The sequence below is a fragment of the Leekyejoonella antrihumi genome (genome assembly GCF_007845645.1).
Classification (GTDB): Bacteria; Actinomycetota; Actinomycetes; order Actinomycetales; family Dermatophilaceae; genus Leekyejoonella; species Leekyejoonella antrihumi.
The window spans coordinates 1-16,658 of record NZ_VCQV01000044.1; the positions used below are offsets into that span (position 1 = coordinate 1).

At 67.1% G+C, this 16,658-nt stretch carries 17 protein-coding genes and 1 pseudogene; 17 read left to right on the top strand and 1 reads right to left on the bottom strand.

The features are described 5' to 3' along the window. From FGL98_RS21620 to gatB, 4 genes and pseudogenes are all read left to right on the top strand, one after another. A pseudogene (locus tag FGL98_RS21620) lies at positions 1 to 102 on the top strand (IS5/IS1182 family transposase); the annotation flags it as partial. Between the two features lie 130 nt (positions 103 to 232). Beyond that, positions 233 to 529, top strand: coding sequence for an Asp-tRNA(Asn)/Glu-tRNA(Gln) amidotransferase subunit GatC (gene gatC, locus FGL98_RS21625; protein WP_146320422.1), 297 nt, complete (start codon positions 233 to 235; stop codon positions 527 to 529). Positions 530 to 650: 121 nt separating this feature from the next. After that, positions 651 to 2,171, top strand: coding sequence for an Asp-tRNA(Asn)/Glu-tRNA(Gln) amidotransferase subunit GatA (gene gatA, locus FGL98_RS21630; RefSeq protein ID WP_146320472.1), 1,521 nt, complete (start codon positions 651 to 653; stop codon positions 2,169 to 2,171). Further along, positions 2,171 to 3,697 (top strand): Asp-tRNA(Asn)/Glu-tRNA(Gln) amidotransferase subunit GatB, encoded by a 1,527-nt coding sequence (gene gatB / locus FGL98_RS21635; RefSeq protein ID WP_146320424.1) that lies wholly within the window; start codon positions 2,171 to 2,173, stop codon positions 3,695 to 3,697. Before gatA ends, gatB begins: the two co-directional genes overlap by 1 nt. Positions 3,698 to 3,715: 18 nt before the next feature. Here the strand turns inward: gatB and FGL98_RS21640 are convergent, their stop codons facing one another. Next, the gene (locus FGL98_RS21640) at positions 3,716 to 4,093 is read right to left on the bottom strand and encodes a cupin domain-containing protein (protein ID WP_146320426.1); all 378 of its coding nucleotides are present in this window, start codon (positions 4,091 to 4,093) and stop codon (positions 3,716 to 3,718) included. Between the two features lie 82 nt (positions 4,094 to 4,175). Here FGL98_RS21640 and FGL98_RS21645 point away from each other — a divergent pair, with 82 nt between their 5' ends. The 13 genes from FGL98_RS21645 to FGL98_RS21700 all read left to right on the top strand — a co-directional run bounded on the left by FGL98_RS21645 (position 4,176) and on the right by FGL98_RS21700 (position 16,625). Then, positions 4,176 to 4,631, top strand: a complete 456-nt coding sequence (locus tag FGL98_RS21645) for a MarR family winged helix-turn-helix transcriptional regulator (protein WP_146320428.1) — start codon at positions 4,176 to 4,178, stop codon at positions 4,629 to 4,631. 60 nt (positions 4,632 to 4,691) lie between these two features. Then, positions 4,692 to 4,907 carry a hypothetical protein gene (locus FGL98_RS25940; protein ID WP_222432331.1) on the top strand — a complete coding sequence of 72 codons (216 nt, stop codon included), beginning with the start codon at positions 4,692 to 4,694 and terminating at the stop codon, positions 4,905 to 4,907. Between the two features lie 30 nt (positions 4,908 to 4,937). Beyond that, on the top strand, positions 4,938 to 5,981 hold the full coding sequence (locus tag FGL98_RS21650; RefSeq protein WP_222432332.1) for a cytochrome P450: 1,044 nt from the start codon (positions 4,938 to 4,940) through the stop codon (positions 5,979 to 5,981). A 17-nt stretch (positions 5,982 to 5,998) separates the two neighbouring features. Beyond that, positions 5,999 to 6,925, top strand: a complete 927-nt coding sequence (locus tag FGL98_RS21655; RefSeq protein WP_146320430.1) for a 2-hydroxyacid dehydrogenase — start codon at positions 5,999 to 6,001, stop codon at positions 6,923 to 6,925. Positions 6,926 to 6,990: 65 nt separating this feature from the next. Continuing rightward, on the top strand, positions 6,991 to 7,509 hold the full coding sequence (locus FGL98_RS21660; RefSeq protein ID WP_146320432.1) for a SixA phosphatase family protein: 519 nt from the start codon (positions 6,991 to 6,993) through the stop codon (positions 7,507 to 7,509). 42 nt (positions 7,510 to 7,551) lie between these two features. Then, complete coding sequence (gene ilvD, locus FGL98_RS21665; protein ID WP_146320434.1) at positions 7,552 to 9,252, top strand: dihydroxy-acid dehydratase; 1,701 nt, start codon at positions 7,552 to 7,554, stop codon at positions 9,250 to 9,252. A gap of 283 nt (positions 9,253 to 9,535) precedes the next feature. Continuing rightward, a complete protein-coding gene (locus FGL98_RS21670; protein WP_146320474.1) occupies positions 9,536 to 11,347 on the top strand; it encodes an acetolactate synthase large subunit in 1,812 nt (603 codons plus the stop codon). Continuing rightward, positions 11,340 to 11,867, top strand: coding sequence for an acetolactate synthase small subunit (ilvN, locus tag FGL98_RS21675; protein WP_246136687.1), 528 nt, complete (start codon positions 11,340 to 11,342; stop codon positions 11,865 to 11,867). The genes FGL98_RS21670 and ilvN overlap by 8 nt, the downstream gene beginning before the upstream one ends. Positions 11,868 to 11,917: 50 nt before the next feature. After that, entirely contained in the window at positions 11,918 to 12,946 is a 1,029-nt protein-coding gene (gene ilvC, locus FGL98_RS21680) for a ketol-acid reductoisomerase (protein ID WP_146320438.1), read from the top strand. Positions 12,947 to 13,095: 149 nt separating this feature from the next. Then, positions 13,096 to 14,031, top strand: a complete 936-nt coding sequence (locus FGL98_RS21685) for an ABC transporter ATP-binding protein (RefSeq protein WP_146320440.1) — start codon at positions 13,096 to 13,098, stop codon at positions 14,029 to 14,031. After that, entirely contained in the window at positions 14,028 to 14,939 is a 912-nt protein-coding gene (locus tag FGL98_RS21690; RefSeq protein WP_146320442.1) for an ABC transporter permease subunit, read from the top strand. Before FGL98_RS21685 ends, FGL98_RS21690 begins: the two co-directional genes overlap by 4 nt. Beyond that, positions 14,936 to 15,850 carry an ABC transporter ATP-binding protein gene (locus tag FGL98_RS21695; RefSeq protein WP_146320444.1) on the top strand — a complete coding sequence of 305 codons (915 nt, stop codon included), beginning with the start codon at positions 14,936 to 14,938 and terminating at the stop codon, positions 15,848 to 15,850. The genes FGL98_RS21690 and FGL98_RS21695 overlap by 4 nt, the downstream gene beginning before the upstream one ends. A 55-nt stretch (positions 15,851 to 15,905) precedes the next feature. Continuing rightward, the gene (locus FGL98_RS21700; RefSeq protein WP_146320446.1) at positions 15,906 to 16,625 is read left to right on the top strand and encodes an ABC transporter permease; all 720 of its coding nucleotides are present in this window, start codon (positions 15,906 to 15,908) and stop codon (positions 16,623 to 16,625) included. Positions 16,626 to 16,658 lie beyond the last annotated feature (33 nt).

The window sequence follows — 16,658 nt, forward strand, 5'->3', positions numbered from 1 at the left end:
TCTCTGATCGCCTTGGCCAACGCCATCATCATCACCCGGCGCCTGATCCGGACCGCCTGGACCACCCACCGCTGGGACACTCGACCAACCCGCCGACCATGACCTATCCGCGGAACCTCTAACCCGCGATCGGACTGGCAACCGCACCATCCACGTGAGCCCTCCGGGCCTGCACAGCACGCCGATCGGTGGCACATTCTCGTCACCGGGCGGTGGCCCATAGACTGCCCCTATGTCATCGCTGTCCCGGGACGAGGTCGCCCACGTCGCCATGCTCGCCCGCATCAATCTGACCGACGACGAGCTGGACACACTGGCGGGTCAGCTCGACCAGATTGTCGGCTTTGTGGCCGCGGTGGGTGAGATCGGCGTCGAGGATGTCCCGCCGATGTCCCACCCGCTCCCACTGTCCAATGTCACGCGTCCGGACGTGGTGCGTCCCAGCCTGGACGCCGCGGAGGCACTGGCCGGTGCCCCGAAGGCTCAGGCGCAGCGCTTTGCAGTGCCGCGCATCCTCGACGAGGAGTGAGAATAACCCCGCTGAGTGCTCCGCTCGTACCTCGCTTTCATTCTTTGCGGGGCCCCGGAAGGAATCCACCGACAAAGTCCTCGGCGACACCGAGACATCTTTCGAACCACAGAAGGTGCGCATCTTGACCGACATCATTCGCCAGAGCGCCGCCGATCTGGCGGGCGCCCTCGCCAGCAAGCAGATCAGCGCCGTCGAGGCAACGCAGGCGCACCTCGACCGGATCGCGGCCGTCGACGACGACGTGCACGCCTTCCTGCAGGTCGACCGTGACGGAGCCCTCGCGGCCGCTTCGGAGGTCGACCGGCGCCGTGCGGCGGGGGAGTCCCTGCCGACGCTCGCCGGTGTGCCGATCGCGGTCAAGGACATCGCGACCACCAGAGGTCTAGTCACGACCGCGGGCAGCAAGATGCTCGAGGGCTGGGTCCCGCCCTACGACGCGACGATCGTGACGCGTCTGCGCGAGGCCGGTATGCCGATCCTCGGCAAGACCAACATGGACGAGTTCGCGATGGGCAGCTCGACCGAGCACTCGGCCTACGGGCCAAGCCACAACCCGTGGGACCTGGAGCGCATCCCGGGCGGCTCCGGCGGTGGATCCTCCGCCGCCGTCGCGGCATTCGAGGCGCCACTGGCCATCGGCACCGACACGGGCGGCTCGATCCGCCAGCCTGCTGCGGTCACCGGAACTGTGGGGATCAAGCCGACGTATGGCGGAGTGTCGCGCTACGGCCTCGTCGCCCTCGCCAGCTCGCTGGATCAGGCGGGTCCCTGCTCGCGCTCCGTGCTCGACGCCGCCCTGCTGCATGAGGTGATCGGCGGGCACGACCCGATGGACTCGACCTCGATCGATGCGCCGGTGCCACCGGTGGTCGAGGCCGCCCGCCGCGCCGATGTGAAGGGTATGCGGGTCGGCCTGGTCAAGGAGATCTCCGGCGAGGGATTCCAGCCCGGCGTGAAGGCCCGGTTCGACGAGTCCGTGCAGTTGCTCACCGAACTGGGCGCGGAGGTCGTCGAGGTGTCCTGCCCGAGCTTCGAGAAGGGGCTCGCGGCCTACTACTTGATCCTGCCGAGCGAGGCGTCCTCGAACCTCGCGCGGTTCGACGCGATGCGCTACGGCCTGCGGGTCGGGCCCAAGGGGATCGAGCGTCCGTCGGCCGAGCAGGTCATGGCCGCCTCGCGCGATGCCGGCTTCGGTGACGAGGTCAAGCGCCGCATCATCCTGGGCACCTATGCACTGTCGAGCGGCTACTACGACGCCTATTATGGGCAGGCGCAGAAGGTGCGCACGCTCATCGCTCGCGACTTCAACGCGGCCTTCGAGCAGGCGGACGTGCTGGTCACGCCCACCGCGCCGACGACCGCCTTCAAGATCGGCGAGAAGATCGACGACCCGATGGCCATGTATCTCAACGACGTTGCCACCATCCCGGCGAACCTCGCCGGTATTCCCGGCATGTCGATCCCGAACGGGCTTGCCGACGAGGATGGCCTGCCGAGCGGCATGCAGTTCCTCGCTCCGGCGACCAAGGACGAGCGGCTCTACCAGGTGGGCGCGGCACTCGAGGCCGCGCTGAACGAGCGGTGGGGCGCGCCGATCCTGTCCAAGGCACCGGCCCTGGCCGTGAAGGAGAGCATCTGATGACCACCACGACGGACGCCGTTGTCGGCTATGACGATGCGATTGCCCGATTCGATCCCGTCATGGGGCTCGAGGTGCACGTCGAGCTCAACACCGCGACCAAGATGTTCTGTGGCTGTGCGACAGTATTCGGCGCCGAACCCAACACGCACGTCTGCCCGGTGTGTCTGGGTCTGCCCGGTGCGCTGCCGGTCGTCAACAGGACGGCGGTCGAGTCGGCCATCCGGATCGGTCTGGCGCTCAACTGCAGCATCGCCGACTGGTGCCGTTTCGCCCGGAAGAACTACTTCTACCCGGACATGCCCAAGAACTTCCAGACCTCGCAGTATGACGAGCCGATCGCCTTCGAGGGGTACCTCGACGTCGAGCTCGACGACGGGTCGACCTACCGCGTCGACATCGAGCGGGCGCACATGGAGGAGGACACCGGCAAGTCGCTGCACGTCGGTGGGGCCACCGGCCGCATCCAGGGTGCGGAGTACTCCCTGGTCGACTTCAACCGCGCAGGAATCCCGCTGATCGAGATCGTCACCAAGCCGCTCACCGGGGCCGGTGAGCGCGCGCCCGAGGTGGCGCGAGCGTATGTCTCCGCCCTGCGCGATCTGGTGAAAGCGCTTGGGGTCAGTGACGTTCGGATGGAGCAGGGCTCGATGCGCTGCGACGCCAACGTCTCGCTGCGGGCCAAGGCGGGCGACGGCGGCGATCAGAACGCGGTGCCGCTCGGGACCCGCACGGAGACCAAGAACGTCAACTCCCTCCGCTCCGTCGAGCGCGCGATCCACTACGAGATCTGTCGGCACGCAGCCGTGCTGGACTCGGGCGCCTCGATCCTGCAGGAGACCCGCCACTGGCACGAGGACACCGGCGCCACGACCTCGGGTCGTCCGAAGTCGGATGCGGATGATTACCGCTACTTCCCGGAGCCCGACCTGGTGCCGGTCGCGCCCGCCGCCGAGCTCGTCGAGCAGCTGCGTGAGTCACTTCCCGAGCCGCCGGCCAAGCGTCGCAAGAGGCTCCAGGCCGACTGGGGCTACAGCGATCTGGAGATGCGAGACGTCATCAATGCCGGTGCGATCGACCTGATCGAGCAGACCGTGGCCAATGGTGCCACGGCGGCGGGCGCGCGCAAGTGGTGGACCGGTGAGCTGGCCCGCCGCGCGAACAACGAGGGCAAGGCGTTGGAGGACTTCGGGGTCACGACCGCCGACATCGCCGCGCTGGACGGCATGGTCCGGGACGGCCGACTCAATGACTCGATGGCGCGCCAGGTGCTTGACGGTGTGCTCGCCGGGGAGGGCCGGCCCACACAGGTGGCAGATGCCCGAGGCCTGGAGCTGGTCCAGGACGACGGCGCCCTCGAGGCGGCGGTCGACAAGGTCATCGCCGGCAACGAGGCCGTCGCCGACAAGGTGCGGGCCGGCAAGCTGAATGCCGCCGGCGCCCTGATCGGCCAGGTCATGAAGGAGCTGAAGGGCCAGGCGGATGCCGCCAAGGCCCGGGAGATGATCCTGGCCAAGCTCACCTGATCCGGCTGTGCTCCGTGGCTACTGTGCCCATGGAGGACTGATGGGTTGTGCGCTGCCACTCATGGTGGCCGTCATACCCAGCGCAGTGGTGACCCAGGCCCGAGCCGGCTGCGTGGTGTTGTTGCTGACACGGAGGCTTGCTCCGCGCGGAACGAGGACGGCATCGCCGGTCCGCGCCACGAAGTGTGCCTCGTCGATCTCGACGTCGAGGGCGCCATCCAGCACGTGCAGCACCTCTTCGTCGGACATTGTGTGCAGCCGGCCGGGAGTGTTTGGTGAGAAGTCGGCGCGCCAGGCCGCGAGCCGCGAGGCGCCGGTTGCGCTCGATGCGTAGGAGTGGAAGGTCACTCCGTGCCTCTGGAAGGTGTGGACGGAAGTACTGGGCAGGTGCGGCATGACATCTCTCCGATCAGAGGTAGACAACTAGGTTGACCATATATCGTCAACCCGGTTGTCTACAAGCCCTTAGGATCGCTGCATGGACTCCACGGACGACCTGGCGATGCCCTTCCTGCTCATGTCCGCATTCCGGGGGTTGGTGGACGCGGTCCACGCTGAGTTGGAGGCAGCCGGATATCCCGACGTTCGTGCGGCTCATGGATTTGCCATGCAGGCAATTGGTCGTGGCTGCACGGGAGTTGAGCTGGCTGAACGCCTTGGCGTATCCAAACAGGCAGCGGCCAAGACGGCGCACGCGTTGGAGCGGATGGGACTGATCAGCCGCGTGCAGAGTCCGAGGGACCGGCGAGAGCGTCTGCTTGCTCCGACGGCGCGTGGGGAGGACATGCTGCGACGCTCGGCCGCGGCCTTCGGCCGTCAGATCAAGGACTGGCGCACCCGTGTTGGTGACGACCATGTCAGCGCGACCCTCACCACCTTGGCACATGCCACTCCAGGCCGTCGGGGGCCGACCGACCTGTCGGACTGGGTCTGAACACCCACGGGAGGGTTACGCTGGCGAGCCGGATTGTCTGCCGCGCTGCGAAGGAGTCGTATGCGATCGCCCATCAGCCGTGCCGAGCTCAGGCTCGCGCGCATGTTCGCGGGTGAGCTCTACTTCGCGAAGCTGCGCACGCAGGTCGATGGGCGCCTGCGAGGCGACCCGCTCGCCAGGGTGGGTCTCTATCCGTGGCACACCAACCCGTATCCGTTGTATGACCAGATTCGCGGCCGCGGGCCATTGGTGCAGGGCCGGGTAGAGGGCTACTGAAACACCGCCAGCCACGCGGTCTGCAAGGAGGTGCTCGGCAGCCGGGAGTTCGGCACGGAGGGCAGAGAAGGCCCCGGTCGCAGCTCGGGGGAGTTCGACCTGTCGATTCTCGAGAAGAACCCGCCGGATCACACTCGGCTGCGAAAGGTCGCCGCCCCTGCCTTCCGACCACGGCGTATGGAGTCCTACCGGGGCCGCGTCGAGAAGCGGGTCAACGTGCTGCTCGACGCGGCGGAGGGCAAGGAGTCATTCGACCTGATCCGAGATCTGGCAGCCCCATTGCCGATTCGGATCATCTCCGAGCTGCTCGGGGTGCCCGATGCCGACGAGGAGACCTTCATCCGCTACGGCACCGCATTGGGGACCGCGCTCGACGGCCTCAAGTCGATGCGGCACGCGCACGAGGCGTTCGGCGCGAAGAAGGGTCTCGAGGTGATGTTCACCCGGCTGCTCGCCGAACGGGAGAGGCAGCCGCGTGAGGACATGCTGTCGATCCTGGCAGCCGAGAAGGGCGAAAGCATCCGTCCCGAGGAGATCCTGCCGCTGTGTCAGCTGCTGCTGGTCGCCGGGTTCGAGACCACGGTGAACCTGATCGGCAACGCTGTGCACGCGCTGCTGCTGCATCGAGACCAGTGGCAGATCCTTGTCGACGAGCCGACGCGAGCCGCGGACGTCGTCGAGGAGACCTTGCGCTACGACCCACCGATTCAGTTGACTTCGCGAGTTGCGTTGGAAGAAACGGAGGTCGAGAGCTCCGCGACGTCTCAAGGCGGGCCAGTCCGGCTGTCGAAGGGCAACTGGGTCGTGACCGCACTCGGCGGCGCGAACCGCGACCCGGACGTGTTTGCGCGGCCGAACACCTTTGACATCACCCGCAGCGACAACTCCGACCACATCGCCTTCTCCAGCGGAATCCACTACTGCCTCGGTGCTCCGCTGGCTCGCATTGAGGGGGAGATCGCGCTTCGCGTGCTGGCCGAACGAATGCCGGACCTGCGCATCTCCGGCAAGGTGCCTATGTGCCGGTCGAACACGATCCGGGGTGTGCGGGCCCTTCCGGTCTCCGTGCACTGACGGGATACCGTCGGCTCATGGTGACTGTGGCGCTGCCGGAGCGCAGCTGGGTGGAGCAACTGGCGGACGTGCCGGGCGTGCGGACGGTGCTGTGGGAGATGACCGGCCCGCCGCCATCGGACGACGTCGAGCTGGCGGTGCCGCCCTACATGGGTGGATCGGAGCCCATGACCTGGCTCGGCCACGCGCCGCGGCTGCGCGCCGTGCAGCTGGTGACGGCCGGCTATGAGCATGCGCTCCCGCACCTGCCGACGGGAGTCGCACTGGCCAATGGTGCGGGTATCCACGACACGTCGACCGCCGAGCTGGCAATCACGCTGACCCTCGCAGCACTCCGCGGCATACCCGAGGCAGTTCGTGCGCAGGGCCGCGGCGAGTGGGCATCACTGGCAGGACGCAGATCGCTCGCGGATCGTCGAGTGCTGATCCTGGGGTACGGCTCCATCGGACGCACGATCGCGCACCGGTTGTCGGTGTTCGAGGTCGCGCAGATCACGGCCGTCGCCTCTCGCTCTCGAGCCGGTGATGACCTGGTCGACCGGATCCACGGCGTTGACGACCTCACCGAGCTGCTTCCCTCGCACGACGTGGTCCTGCTGGTCCTTCCACTGACCGAGGCGACCCGTGGCCTGGTCGGCCGGGACTTCCTGCGCCGTATGCCCGACGGAGCCCTGCTGGTCAACGTCGCCCGCGGTGGAGTCGTGCTGACCGATGCGCTCGTTGCCGAATGCGCCAGCGGTCGCCTGATGGCGGCCCTGGACGTCACCGATCCCGAGCCGCTGCCGAAGACCCATCCGTTGTGGCGCACACCAGGGGTGCTCATCAGTCCGCATGTCGGCGGCGCCAGTACGGCGTTCGATCCTCGCGCCCTTGCCCTGCTGCGTCGGGAGCTGACCCGTTTTGCTGCGGGTGAGGACCTGTCTCACCTTGTCGCGACCGGATGACATGCTTCACCTCATGAAGGAACACCCCACAAAGTGCTCGCTTCGCTCCTTTGCGGGGGCCCCAAATGAGTAGGGCGACCCGGCGGCTGGTGCTGGTGCGACATGCCAAGGCGCAGGACCCGGCAGGCACGGCCGACCACGAGCGCCGGCTGACGGCCGCCGGCCGCTCGGATGCGCGGGAGCTCGGCCGGTGGCTCAAGGAGCGCAAGGTCGTCCCCGGCACCGTGCTGTGCTCAACCGCTGTCCGCACTCGAGAGACCTGGGCGAACGTCTCCGACGCCGGCACTCTGGGTGCCCTCATCGAGCACGATGCGCGCATCTACAACGCCGGCGTCTCCACCCTGCTGCAGGTGTTGCAGGAGGTCGACGCTGACGCCTCGACGGTACTTCTGGTCGGCCACGCGCCCGGCGTGCCGGCGCTCGCGGATGTGCTGAGCGAGGGGCAGCCCGGCACCGAAGAACTGGCCGCCGGATATCCGACCTGCACGGTCTCGATTCTGCGAGTGGGCGTGCCGTGGGCAGACCTGGCGCCCGGTGTGGCGTCCGTCGAGGCGGTGCACACCGCCCGGCATTCCGAACATTGAGATCGGCGTCCCAATGGGCGGACATAGCACTATTATCGGGCCATGACTGACACACCCGATCTGAAGCCCCGCAGCCGTGATGTCACCGATGGTCTGGAGAAGACCGCATCGCGAGGGATGCTTCGGGCCGTAGGCATGGGTGACGACGACTTTGCCAAGCCGCAGATCGGAGTCGCGAGCTCCTGGAACGAGATCACCCCGTGCAACCTGTCGCTCGATCGACTCGCGAAAGCGGTCAAGGACGGTGTGCACGCCGCGGCCGGCTACCCGCTGGAGTTCGGCACGATCAGTGTTTCCGACGGCATCTCCATGGGTCACGAGGGCATGCACTTCTCGCTGGTGAGTCGCGAGGTGATCGCCGACTCGGTGGAGACGGTGATGAGCGCCGAACGCCTCGATGGGTCAGTGCTCCTCGCGGGTTGCGACAAGTCGCTGCCCGGAATGCTGATGGCTGCCGCGCGCCTGGACCTGGCGTCGGTCTTCTTGTATGCCGGGTCGATCCTGCCGGGCATCGCCAAGCTCTCGGACGGCACCGAGAAGGAGGTCACCATCATCGATGCGTTCGAGGCGGTTGGCGCCTGCGCACGGGGGCTGATGAGCCGGGAAGACGTCGACACCATCGAGCGGGCGATCTGCCCAGGTGAGGGCGCATGCGGCGGCATGTACACCGCCAACACCATGGCTTCCATCGGCGAGGCGATCGGGATGTCACTGCCCGGCAGTGCCGCCCCACCGGCCACCGACCGGCGGCGAGACGGCTTCGCTCGGCGCTCGGGTGAGGCCGTGGTCGGGCTGCTGCGCCAGGGCATTACCGCCCGGGACATCATGACCAAGGAGGCGTTCGAGAACGCCATCGCCGTCCTCATGGCCTTCGGTGGTTCGACCAACGCCGTTTTGCACCTGCTGGCCATCGCTCACGAGGCCGACGTCGACCTGACGATCGACGACTTCCAGCGCGTGGGCGCGAAGGTGCCACACCTGGCCGACGTGAAGCCGTTCGGCCGGTTCGTGATGACCGACATCGACAAGGTCGGCGGCGTGCCGGTCATCATGCGGGCGCTGCTGGACGCCGGCCTGCTGCACGGCGACTGTCTGACCGTGACTGGCAAGACGATGGCCGAGAACCTCGCGGCGATCCGGCCGCCGGATGTGGACGGCAAGGTGCTGCGGGCGATGAGGGAGCCGATCCATCCCACCGGAGGGATCACCATCCTCAAGGGCTCGCTGGCGCCGGAGGGTGCCGTCGTGAAGTCGGCGGGATTCGACAAGGACGTCATCGAGGGGACAGCTCGCGTCTTCAACGGGGAGCGCGCTGCGATGGATGCCCTCGAGGATGGCACCATCGCGGCGGGCGACGCGGTTGTCATCCGCTACGAGGGACCCAAGGGTGGTCCGGGCATGCGTGAGATGCTCGCGATAACCGGCGCCATCAAGGGCGCGGGTCTCGGCAAGGATGTCCTGCTGCTCACTGACGGCCGCTTCTCCGGGGGTACGACGGGGTTGTGCGTCGGGCACGTCGCACCGGAGGCCGTCGACGAGGGCCCGATCGCCTTCGTCGAGGACGGCGACGTGGTCCGACTCGATGTCGGTGCCGCCACCTTGGATCTGCTGGTGGATGACGCGACGATGCAGGCTCGTCGGGATGCCGGCGTGACTCATCCGGAGCCGAAGTACACGCGCGGCGTTCTTGCGAAGTATCGCAAGCTCGTGCGCAGCGCCAGCGTAGGCGCAGTCTGCGACTGACGACTGGTCGCGGCGGTGAGACGGAGGCCGAGTATTCCCGCTATGTGAGACCGGCGTCTCGAAGTGTTGACACTACGGGTGTTGACCAAGAGACTCGGTGCATGGCACGAATTCTCGTACTTCGAAGGCGCGCAAGCTGATTCGTCAGCTCGCGCGCCGACCCTCACTGCCCTGACCGGCTGAGGGTTTTTTTGTGTCCGAGACCGAGCCATTCACATAGAGGATAGAAGAGACAAGGGTGAGTGCCGTGACGAACGTTCAGGCTCCAGGATCCGCCGCCCGGATCCCGACTCCAGCGCAGGTCGCGCATAGCGCGGCGCCGGTAGCGCCGAGGCAGGTCAACGGTGCCCAAGCGCTCGTTCTCGCGCTCGAGGAGGTCGGGGTCGAGGTGGTCTTCGGAATCCCGGGGGGCGCGATCCTGCCGGCCTACGACCCGCTGCTCGACTCGACCAAGGTGCGTCACGTGCTGGTCCGCCATGAGCAGGGTGCCGGTCACGCCGCCGAAGGGTATGCCTCGGCGACCGGCAAGGTCGGCGTGTGCATGGCCACCAGCGGGCCGGGCGCGACCAACCTCGTCACTGCGCTCGCGGACGCCTACATGGACTCGGTGCCGGTCGTCGCGATCACCGGGCAGGTCCACTCCCGCACGATCGGCACGGATGCCTTCCAGGAGGCCGACATCCGCGGCATCACGATGCCGGTCACCAAGCACAACTACCTCGTGACCGATCCCGCCGACATTCCGCGCGCGATCGCCGAGGCCTTCCACATCGCCGCGACCGGCCGTCCCGGCCCGGTGCTGGTCGACATCAGCAAGGACGCGATGCAGGCGCAGACGACCTTCTCCTGGCCGCCGACCCTCGACCTGCCCGGCTACCGCCCGGTGACCCGGCCGCACCACAAGCAGATCCGCGCGGCGGCCGATCTGATCAAGGCCGCCAAGAAGCCCGTCTTCTACGTTGGCGGCGGCGTCATCCGGGCGCGGGCCAGCGAGTCGCTGCGCGAGCTGGTGGATCTGACCCAGATCCCGCTGGTCACCACCTTGATGGCTCGAGGAGCGGTGCCGGACAGCCATCCGCTGCACCTGGGTATGCCGGGCATGCACGGGTCGGTCGCCGCCGTCACGGCACTGCAGAAGGCCGATCTGCTGATCGCCCTCGGCACCCGGTTCGACGACCGCGTGACCGGCCTGCTGTCGTCGTTCGCGCCGGAGGCCAAGGTGATTCACGCTGACATCGATCCGGCCGAGATCTCCAAGAACCGGGTGGCCGACGTGCCGATCGTGGGGGACTGCGACGAGGTCATCCGGGAGCTGACGACTGCGTTGCGCGCCGACATCGAGGAGGGCCACGGCGGCGACTACTCCGCGTGGCGTGAGCGCACCGCAGGGTGGGTCTCCTCCTTCCCGCTCGGCTACTCGCCTCCCGAGGACGCGACCGCAATCGCTCCGCAGTACGTCATCGAGCGCATCGGGGAGCTGACCGGGCCCGAGGCCACCTACGTGGCCGGCGTCGGGCAGCACCAGATGTGGGCAGCGCAGTTCGTCAAGTACGAGCGGCCGAACGCCTGGCTGAACTCCGGTGGCCTGGGCACGATGGGCTACTCGGTGCCGGCCGCGATGGGCGCCAAGGCAGGGCAACCGGACCGCGTCGTCTGGTCGATCGACGGCGATGGCTGCTTCCAGATGACAAACCAGGAACTGGCGACCTGCGTCATCAACAACATCCCGATCAAGGTCGCGATCATCAACAACTCCAGCCTCGGCATGGTGCGCCAGTGGCAGACGCTGTTCTATAACCAGCGCTACTCCAACACCGACCTGCACACGTCGGCCGCCGGCTCCCGAGTGCCCGACTTCGTGAAGCTGGCAGAGGCCTACGGTTGCGTCGGGCTGCGCTGCGAGAAGCCCGAGGACGTCGACGCGACGATCAAGAAGGCGCTGGAGATCAATGACGTGCCCGTGGTGATCGACTTCGTGGTGGAGCGCGACGCGATGGTCTGGCCGATGGTGCCGTCCGGAGTGAGCAATGACATGGTGACCGTGGCACGAGCCATGACACCGGTGTTCGACCGTGAGGGTGATGACGGTGAGTGATGCAGCAACGGCACGGCACACGCTTTCGGTACTGGTCGAGAACAAGCCCGGTGTGCTGGCACGCATCGCCGGCCTGATCTCGCGGCGTGGGTTCAACATCGACTCCCTCGCCGTCGGACCGACCGAGCACGACGCAGTCTCGCGGATGACGATCGTCGTCGATGTCGAGGAGCTCGCCCTGGAGCAGGTCACCAAGCAGCTCAACAAGCTGGTCGAGGTGCTCAAGGTCGTCGAGCTCGACCCGTCCGCCTCGGTCCAGCGCGAGATCGTGCTGATCAAGGTGCGATGCGACGCCACGACCCGACCCGAGGTGATCCAGCTCGCGGAGGTGTTCCGCTGCAACGTCGTCGACATCAGCGTCGATGCGGTGGTGGTCGAGGCAACCGGCACCCGGACCAAGCTCGATGCGCTGCGCGACGTGCTCGAACCGTATGGCGTGCGGGAGCTCGTCCAGTCCGGCCTGGTCGCGGTCGGCCGCGGTGGCCGCTCGATCACCGACCGTTCCCGTCGCACTGCCTGAGCCAACCGCGAATACTTCAATCAACCCATCAGAATCAAGGAGACATAACCGTGGCGCAGATGTTCTATGACGACGACGCCGACCTGTCCGTGATCCAGGGCCGCAAGGTGGCCGTCATCGGTTACGGCAGCCAGGGGCACGCGCACGCACTCAACCTGCGCGACTCCGGCGTGGATGTGCGGGTCGGGCTCCGGGAGGGCTCGAAGTCCCGCGAGAAGGCGGAGGCCGAGGGACTGCGGGTGGTGTCCGTCGCCGATGCCGTCAAGGAGTCCGACGTGGTGATGATCCTCGCCCCGGATCAGGTGCAGCGCAAGGTCTATGCCGACGAGATCGCCCCGAACCTGCAGAAAGGCAATGCGCTCTTCTTCGCGCACGGCTTCAACATCCGCTTCGGCTACATCAAGGCGCCGGAGGGTGTCGACGTGGTCATGGTGGCGCCCAAGGGGCCGGGTCACCTCGTGCGGCGCGAGTATGTCGACGGGCGGGGCGTTCCCGTGCTCGTCGCGGTAGAGGTCGATGCGTCCGGGAAGGCCTGGGACCTGGGCAGGGCCTACGCCAAGGGAATCGGCGGACTGCGTGCAGGCGGCATCGAGACAACCTTCACCGAGGAGACCGAGACGGACCTCTTCGGTGAGCAGACCGTCCTGTGCGGTGGCACGTCGCAGCTGGTGCAGTACGGCTTCGAGGTTCTCACCGAGGCCGGCTACCAGCCCGAAATCGCCTACTTCGAGGTGCTTCACGAGCTCAAGCTGATCGTGGACCTGATGGTCGAGGGCGGCATCGCCAAGCAGCGTTGGTCGATTTCCGACACGGCCGAGTACGGCGACTACGTCTCGGGCCCGCGGGTCATCGATCCGAGCGTCAAGGACAACATGAAGGCTGTGCTGTCCGACATCCAGGACGGCACCTTCGCCAAGCGGTTCATTGCCGACCAGGATGCGGGTGCACCGGAGTTCAACGCGCTGCGCGAGAAGGGTGCTCAGCACCCGATCGAGGTGACCGGCAAGAAGCTGCGTGGGTTGATGAGCTGGATCCAGGACAACGACGCCGACTATGTCGAGGGTTCGGCTGCTCGCTGACCTCCAGCAGTGCCATGGCGGCCGGTCATTCCCGCGGGGGAAGTGGCCGGCCGCCGTGACATCGGCGCGGCTTTTCGGGGTCCCCGCGCAGTACTCAGCGAGGGACGAGCGAAGACTTCGTGGGGTGGGGTGACATAGGCTCGGTGCCCATGGCGGTAGTGGAGACTCAGGGGCTGATCATGCAGTACCCACGCGTCCGGGCACTGGACAACCTCACTCTGGTGATCCCGGAGGGGGTTACCGGAGTTGTCGGGGTCAACGGTGCCGGCAAGTCGACGCTGATCAAGGTGCTGCTCGGGCTGTTGCGGCCGACGGGTGGCGGCGCGCGCGTCCTCGGGCTGGATCCGGCGACACACGGTGCCCAGGTGCGTGAGCGGGTCGGCTATATGCCGGAGCACGACTGCCTGCCGGCGGACGTGTCTGCTGCCGAGTTCGTGATGCACATGGCGATGATGTCGGGTCTGCCCAAAGATGCTGCACGAGAACGCACCTCGGAGGTTCTGCGGCACGTCGGCCTCGCCGAGGAGCGGCACCGGCTGATGGGTGGCTACTCCACCGGCATGAAACAGCGGGCCAAGCTCGCGCAGGCGATCGTGCACAGCCCGGCACTCGTTCTGCTGGACGAGCCGACCAACGGCCTGGATCCGAGGTCGCGGGACGACATGCTCTCATTGATCGACCGGATCGGGCACGACTTCGGGATCTCGGTCGCGGTCACCAGCCACCTGCTCGGCGAGCTGGAACGCAGCGCCGACTACATCATCGTCATCGACGGCGGACGGCTGCTGAGGGCGTCCCAGACCACGGAGCTGACCCACACCACGGGGAACGTGGTGGTGGAGGTGCTCGGCCCGCTCGGCTGTGACCGCCAGGTGGGTCAGGCACTGGTCGAACGCGGTGTCACGGCGTGGCCGTCGGGCAGTCGGATCGAGGTGCGCGTTGATCGACCGGAGACCCTCGATGTCATTCGCGACGTGGTGGTCGAGCTTGGGCTCGGCCTGGTCCGCATCCAAGAGGTCCACCACACCCTCGAGGAAGTGTTCGACCGCCCGGCAGAACCACCGACACCGGCGGTGGCGCGATGAGCCAGCCACACGGCGTCATCCACGACATCGGGTACCGCCCATTCACCGGTCGACGACAGGGGACCGGGGCGATCGCAGCCTCGCTCTATCTGACCTCGTTGCGGCACTGCTTCGGCCTGGGGCGGTCGGGTAAGTCCAAGGTCATCCCGTTCCTGATCTTCGCCATCATGCTGATTCCCGCACTGGTGCTGGCCGGCATGCTGATCCAGTTGCACAAGATGTCAATGTCGAGCCAGGCCGACCTGTTCGGGCCGCTGTCCAACTACTTCGGCTACCCCTACTGGACCCAGCTGCTGATCACCATCTTCGCGGCGGCGCAGGCGCCGGTGCTCTTTGCCCGCGACCTGCGCTACCGCACGATCGTGCTCTACTTCGCCCGCCCGTTGTCTCGCGCGGTCTACGTGCTCGTGCGCCTCGGTGCGCTCGTCACGGCGCTGTTCGCGATCATCGCGATCCCGATGGCGATCTGGTATGCCGTGGCACTGACCGCGTACGTCGACACCGGCGAGCAGTCACACAACTTCTGGACCGCCATGGTCGGTGTCGTCGTCCTGGTGCTGGTCATTGCCGCGTTCAGTGGCATGATCGCGGCCCTCACCACCCGTGCCGGTCTGGCGGTGGCGGCCATCATCATCGCCCTGATGGTGACGTCCGGCATTGTGACGGCGCTGCTCGGCGCCGCCCATGGATCGCACAACGGGACGCTCGGGCTCGTGGTCGCCGCGTTCAACCCGTTCACCGCGGTGGCGCAGCTGGTGACCGGCGTCTTCACCACGCCCGCTCCCAACCCCGACCTCCCGCACCCGTCGGCAGCGTGGGCCACGGCATACGCCGTGATCGCACTTGTCTGGATCCTCGGCCCGGTATGGGTGCTGCTGCTGCGAATCCGCAAGGCGGCCGCGCTATGACCGATCTTGTGCTGAGCAACGTATCGCGGTGGTACGGCAACGTTGTCGCGGTCAACGACGTCAACATGCACATCACATCGGGCATCACCGGTCTGCTCGGACCAAACGGGGCCGGCAAGTCGACTCTGCTGTCCATGATGGCCGGGCTGCTGCCACCGTCGACCGGCTCCGTCACGATCGGCGGAGCACCAGCCCGCGAGAATGTGGCGATCTACCGCCAGGTGGGGCTGGTGCCGGTGCAGGAGTCGCTGTACGACTTCCTGACCGGAGAGCAGTTCGTGCGGCTCAACGCCGACCTGCAACGGGTCCCGCAGCCGGCGACCGCCACGAAATACGCCATCGGACTGGTCGACATGGCGTCTGCGGCAGACCGCAAGATCTCCACCTACAGCAAGGGCATGAAGCAGCGCATCAAGGTGGCGTCGGCACTCGTGCATGGCCCGCACGTACTGCTCCTCGATGAGCCGTTCAACGGGATGGACCCGATCCAGCGCCGGCACATGATGGGCCTGCTGACCGGCTTTGCCGAGCGCGGGCACACCATCGTGTTCAGCTCACACATCCTCGAGGAGGTGGAGCAGATCGCGCGTCAGGTCGAGGTGCTGGTGGCCGGTCGGCACGCGGCGTCGGGCGACTTCGCCGAGATCCGCCGGCTGATGACCGATCGGCCCAATCAGTACCTCATCCGCAGCTCCGACGACCGGGCGCTTGCCACGCTGCTACTGGGCCATCCGTCCGTCCGTGGTGCGCGCCTGCGCGGGCATCACGGCCTGGAGGTCGAGGCGGATGACCTCGGCCAGTTTGCCCAGATCGTGCCCCGACTGGCCCGTGAGCACGGGGTGCGCATCTTCGAGCTGACCCCGACCGACGAGTCGCTGGAGAGTGTCTTCAGCTACCTGGTGAACACATGACCACCCCGCGCCGCATGAGTACCTCCGGTGTCCTGGTTGTCTGCGAGGTGCTGACATGAACACCCCGATCCTGCGACTCGGCCTGCGGTCGCTCTTCGGCCGCGCCCGGGTGTGGCTGCTGATCGCACTACCCCTGGTCCTCATCGGCCTCAGCGTGCTGCTCCGCTCGGTCTCGACGGGCATGACCGACGCCGACGCGCAGTCGTTCCTGCAGGTATTCGGCATCGGCATCGTCGTGCCGGTCGTGACCCTGCTGGCGACCACCACCTTGATCAACTCCGAGTTCGATGACGGCTCGATCATCTACCTGCTGACCAAACCGATCTCTCGGGTGGCAATCATCGGCAGCAAGGCAACCATCGTGCTCGGCGCCGCCCTGATCGGCGGCGCCGTGCCCATGGGTATCGCGGCGCTCGTCCTGGTCGGGAGCGGAGGGGGACTGGCACTAGCCGCCCTGGTCGCCGGGGTGGTGGCCGCGGCAGCCTACGTCGGGATCTTCATCGCGCTCGCGACCGTGATGAAGCGCAGCATCCTGGGCTGCCTGCTCTACTGGCTGATCTGGGAGTCCACCATCTCCAGCCTGATCTCCCCGGTGAAGTGGCTGTCCGCGCGGTCCTGGGGCGACTCCCTGGTCGCGGCCATCTCCTCCATCGTCGGTGCCGGCAAGCCGCCGGTGCCCGCGCTGTATGCCGTGCTCGCGGCGCTGGTGGCACTGGTCGCGGGCGTGCTGCTGGTCGGCAGACGACTTGCCGCCATGACGAGCTCCGACGAGTAGCGGCGCCGCACAACCTGCTGAAACCGGTCTGAA